Below are 3,507 nucleotides of genomic sequence, written 5' to 3'. Positions count from 1 at the left end.
GTCTTCTACTGGGACTTCGTGGTCCTCACCTGGATTCCGATCTACCTCCTCATCTACTGGCTACCGAGGTTAGGCTGAGATGCGCGCGCTGCGGCTGGGCACGTCCTGGGGAGGTTTGTTGTCGGGGCCTTTGGCCTGGGCAATCTCGACGCAGCTGAACTATTCGCTCGTGCATTGGCAATGCAATCGCCAGGTCCAGGTGGTGCTACCGGTGGCGCTGTTGCTCGCGGTGTTTTCGCTGCTTGGTGGCGCGCTGTCATGGCGGGCGAAGCGGCAGGGCGGCGCGGCATTCAAACCGGAGCGCACGCGCAGCACCGAACGTTTCGTCGCCGATCTCGGCATTCTCGCGGCATTGCTGTTCGCCCTCGTCATCATCATGCAGGGCAGCGCAGCGCTCATCCTCGACGAGTGCCTGCGATGAGCTTGGACGCCTTCTTCTCCACCTCGATATGCTACGGCGCCGGTGCGCCGGGGGCCGGATGGACGTTGGCGCTTCCCATCACGTCTCCCTTGGCTGCGATAGCACTAATCTATGCGCTCGGCGCGGGCCGTCTGTGGCGTCGCAGCGGCCGGGGCCGTCCCGAACGGCTACGGCAAGCTCTGTTGTTCGCGGCCGGCTGGAGCGTGCTGGCCGTTGCGCTGGTCAGCCCCATCCATGCGCTCGGCGAGCTGGTATTTTCCGCCCATATGATCGAGCATGAGTTGCTGATGGCCGTGGCGGCGCCGCTTCTTGTCGCCGCCTGTCCCGGCGCGGCCTTGATGTGGGCATTGCCAACCACACTCCGCCGAGGGACGGGAAACGTCACTCGTGGCAAGGTGCTGCAGGCGCTCTGGGCTTTCGCCGCTCGCCCGCTCAGCGCGACGATCCTTCATGGGATAGCGATCTGGATCTGGCATGTTCCGGTGCTCTTCGAGGCAGCGCTGCAGCAGGGTGTGCTGCATTACGCGCAGCATGCGAGCTTCCTCGGCACCGCCTTGCTGTTCTGGTGGGTGCTTCTGCCGCGCTCCGGCCGAGAACAGACCTATGGCATTTCCGTCATGCATCTTTTCTTCACCTCGCTTCACACCGGCTTGCTCGGTGTCCTGCTGCTGGTCTCGCCAAAACTCTGGTATCCGGAGAATGCCTCCGGCGCCGCGCTCTGGCGCCTGAGCCCGCTCGAGGATCAGCAACTCGCCGGGCTTGTGATGTGGGTGCCGGCCGGGCTGATCTACGGCGGAGCCGCTCTGCTGCTCGCCGGCCTTTGGATAAGCAACAGCGGAACCAGGGAGGCGGCCCATGCGCTCCGACCTGGTTAGGTTGCTCGGGGGCGTCCTCGTCGCGATCGTGCTTCTGGTGGTCGTAATCGCGGCGACGACCTTGTGGCTCGACCGCCGCGAGCGTGTCCAACACGAGTCGGACGTGGCGACCGGCGGCGTGGGCGCGCGCGCCATTCCTATCATGACAGCGAATGGCTGCTCAGGCTGCCATACGATTCCCGGGGTGCCGGGGGCGCAAGGCCAGGTCGGGCCGCGGCTGGACGGCAGCCTGGCCGGGCGCATCTACATCGGCGGTGTGCTGGCGAACAACCCGGAGAACCTGATCCGCTGGATCCGCTCGGCACGGGAAATCAATCCGCACACCGCCATGCCCTCGACAAGGATCACAGAGCAGCAGGCGCGCGACATCGCGGCCTATCTCTATGCCCTCAGATGATCAGCCCTCGCCGCCACGCCGGGACCACAGGCCGCGACCGGGATCATAACCGGCCACCGCCGCGAGGAAGAATGCCACGAGACAGGCGACAACAACGAGCATGGAACCCATGTCGAACCGCAGGTAGAGCGCAAAGCGGATCAACTCGACCGCCGAGCTGAATGGATTCCAGGCGGCGATCGTCGCCAGCACCGGACCGGCTTCAGCGAGGCGCCAGATCGGATAGAGCGCTGTCGAGGCGAAGAACATCGGGAAGATGACGAAATTCATCACGCCGGCGAAGTTTTCCATCTGAGTGGACATCGAGGAGACCAACAGACCGAACGCGCCGAGCATCAAGCCCGACAGCACGAGCGCCGGGAACACGGCGACATAGCCCAGGGCCGGCGGCCGCACGTCCCAGAAGCGCGCCACGAAAAGAAACAGATAGACGAGCGGCAGACCGACAATCACGCTTGCCAGCAGGCGCGCGGCAAGCAGGTACCAGCGCGGCAGCGGAGCCGTCAGCAACAGGCGCATGCTGCCCATCTCGCGGTCATAGACCATGGCCAACGAGCTCGCCATGGCATGGAACAGCAGCATCATGGCCGCCAGCCCAGGCACTACATAGACCTCGTAAAGAACATAGGTCTGGTAGGGCGGCGTGATCGACAGGCCGAGAACGGAGCGGAAGCCGGCCGCGAAAATCGCCAGCCAGACCAGCGGCCTCACCATTGCGGAGAAAAGGCGCGCGCGCTGCCGCAGCGAGCGCAGCATTTCCCGCCGCAAGATGCCGTCGAGTGCCCGTAATGCGTGATCGACTTTCATGGCGAACCCGTCAGCAAAGCGAATGCTTCAGCGACGCTTCCTACGCCGAGCTCGGGCGCGATGCGGTCCGCGGGGCCGGTCCAGCAAACCCTACCCCGATCCAGCACCACGACGTCATCTGCGGGCGCTACTTCTTCGAGAAAATGCGTCGCCCATAGGACGGCGATGCCACGTTCCCGGCAAAGATCCCTTACATGCTGCTCGAGCGCGCGCCGTCCCGGCACGTCAAGCCCGGTGGTCGGCTCGTCGAGCAGCAGCAGGCGCGGGCCGTGCATCAGCGCCCGCGCAATCTCCACGCGCCGGCGCTGGCCGCCGGATAGCGCGCGGGTCCGATCGTCGATCCTGTCCAGCACTTCGAGGCGGCTCAATTCCTCCCGTGAGCGCGCCTTGCTCAGTTCCGTCGGAAGTCCGTGCAGCGCGGCGTGGTAGCGCAGGTTCTCGCCCGCCGTCAGATCGAGATCGAGCGTCGGCAACTGGAAGACGACGCCCATTTGCGCGAGCGCGGCGGACGGGTTCGCCTGCATCGCCATATCGAAGACACGCACCAGCCCGGTGCGCGCGTAGTAGAGACCGGTGATCAGCGAGAACAATGTCGTCTTTCCGGCGCCGTTACGGCCAAGCAGGATGCACATTCTGCCTTCAGCAACAGTGAACGAGACATTCTGGAGAACCTGCCGGGTTCCGAAACTGTGGCTCAGATTCTCGACGGCCAGGGCGTTCATGGGCCGATCACGACGCCCCATGGACCGCGCCCAACCGGCAGCGATTTCACGACCTCCTGGTTCTCCAGGTCGATGAAGGAGATGTCGCCGGAGTTGCCGTTGGCGCTGATCAATTGCTTCTGGTCGTCGGAGAGCGCAACATGCCAGGGCCGCTGGCCGACGAGATAGAGGCGCCTGACCGTGAATGTCTTCGTGTCGACCTCGGCAATCCTGTTGGCTGGGCCGAGCGCGACATAGGCAGTCGCGCCGTCGCGTGACATCTCGATGCCGACCGCTTGCACGCCC

General features: G+C 64.8%; 5 protein-coding genes and 1 pseudogene. 3 read left to right on the top strand and 3 right to left on the bottom strand.

Annotation, left to right across the window (positions count from 1 at the left end; translation table 11 throughout):
- Positions 1–79 precede the first annotated feature (79 nt).
- Genes EOA28_RS29085 through EOA28_RS29075 form a run of 3 tightly spaced genes read left to right on the top strand, consistent with a single transcriptional unit; the run spans position 80 to position 1,693 of the window.
- Complete coding sequence (locus EOA28_RS29085; RefSeq protein ID WP_126081311.1) at positions 80–421, top strand: hypothetical protein; 342 nt, start codon at positions 80–82, stop codon at positions 419–421.
- Positions 418–1,296 carry a cytochrome c oxidase assembly protein gene (locus tag EOA28_RS29080; protein ID WP_127249212.1) on the top strand — a complete coding sequence of 293 codons (879 nt, stop codon included), beginning with the start codon at positions 418–420 and terminating at the stop codon, positions 1,294–1,296. The genes EOA28_RS29085 and EOA28_RS29080 overlap by 4 nt, the downstream gene beginning before the upstream one ends.
- Positions 1,277–1,693, top strand: coding sequence for a c-type cytochrome (locus EOA28_RS29075; RefSeq protein WP_126064492.1), 417 nt, complete (start codon positions 1,277–1,279; stop codon positions 1,691–1,693). The genes EOA28_RS29080 and EOA28_RS29075 overlap by 20 nt, the downstream gene beginning before the upstream one ends.
- On the opposite strand, the gene EOA28_RS29070 is transcribed toward EOA28_RS29075, so the two are convergent.
- The 3 genes and pseudogenes from EOA28_RS29070 to EOA28_RS29060 form a co-directional block, all read right to left on the bottom strand.
- Positions 1,694–2,500, bottom strand: a complete 807-nt coding sequence (locus EOA28_RS29070) for an ABC transporter permease (RefSeq protein ID WP_127249211.1) — start codon at positions 2,498–2,500, stop codon at positions 1,694–1,696. It abuts the gene before it with no gap.
- Positions 2,497–3,222: an ABC transporter ATP-binding protein gene (locus EOA28_RS29065; protein WP_127249210.1), complete on the bottom strand. Its 726-nt coding sequence runs from the start codon at positions 3,220–3,222 to the stop codon at positions 2,497–2,499. The genes EOA28_RS29070 and EOA28_RS29065 overlap by 4 nt, the downstream gene beginning before the upstream one ends.
- Positions 3,219–3,507, bottom strand: a pseudogene (locus EOA28_RS29060) (hypothetical protein); the annotation flags it as partial. The gene EOA28_RS29065 and the pseudogene EOA28_RS29060, both read right to left, overlap by 4 nt.

Origin of the sequence: Mesorhizobium sp. M2A.F.Ca.ET.067.02.1.1 (assembly GCF_004023285.1) — a bacterium.
GTDB lineage: Bacteria > Pseudomonadota > Alphaproteobacteria > Rhizobiales > Rhizobiaceae > Mesorhizobium.
The sequence above is the reverse complement of the archived record's forward strand: the minus strand, read 5'-3'. Positions and strand labels throughout refer to the sequence as shown.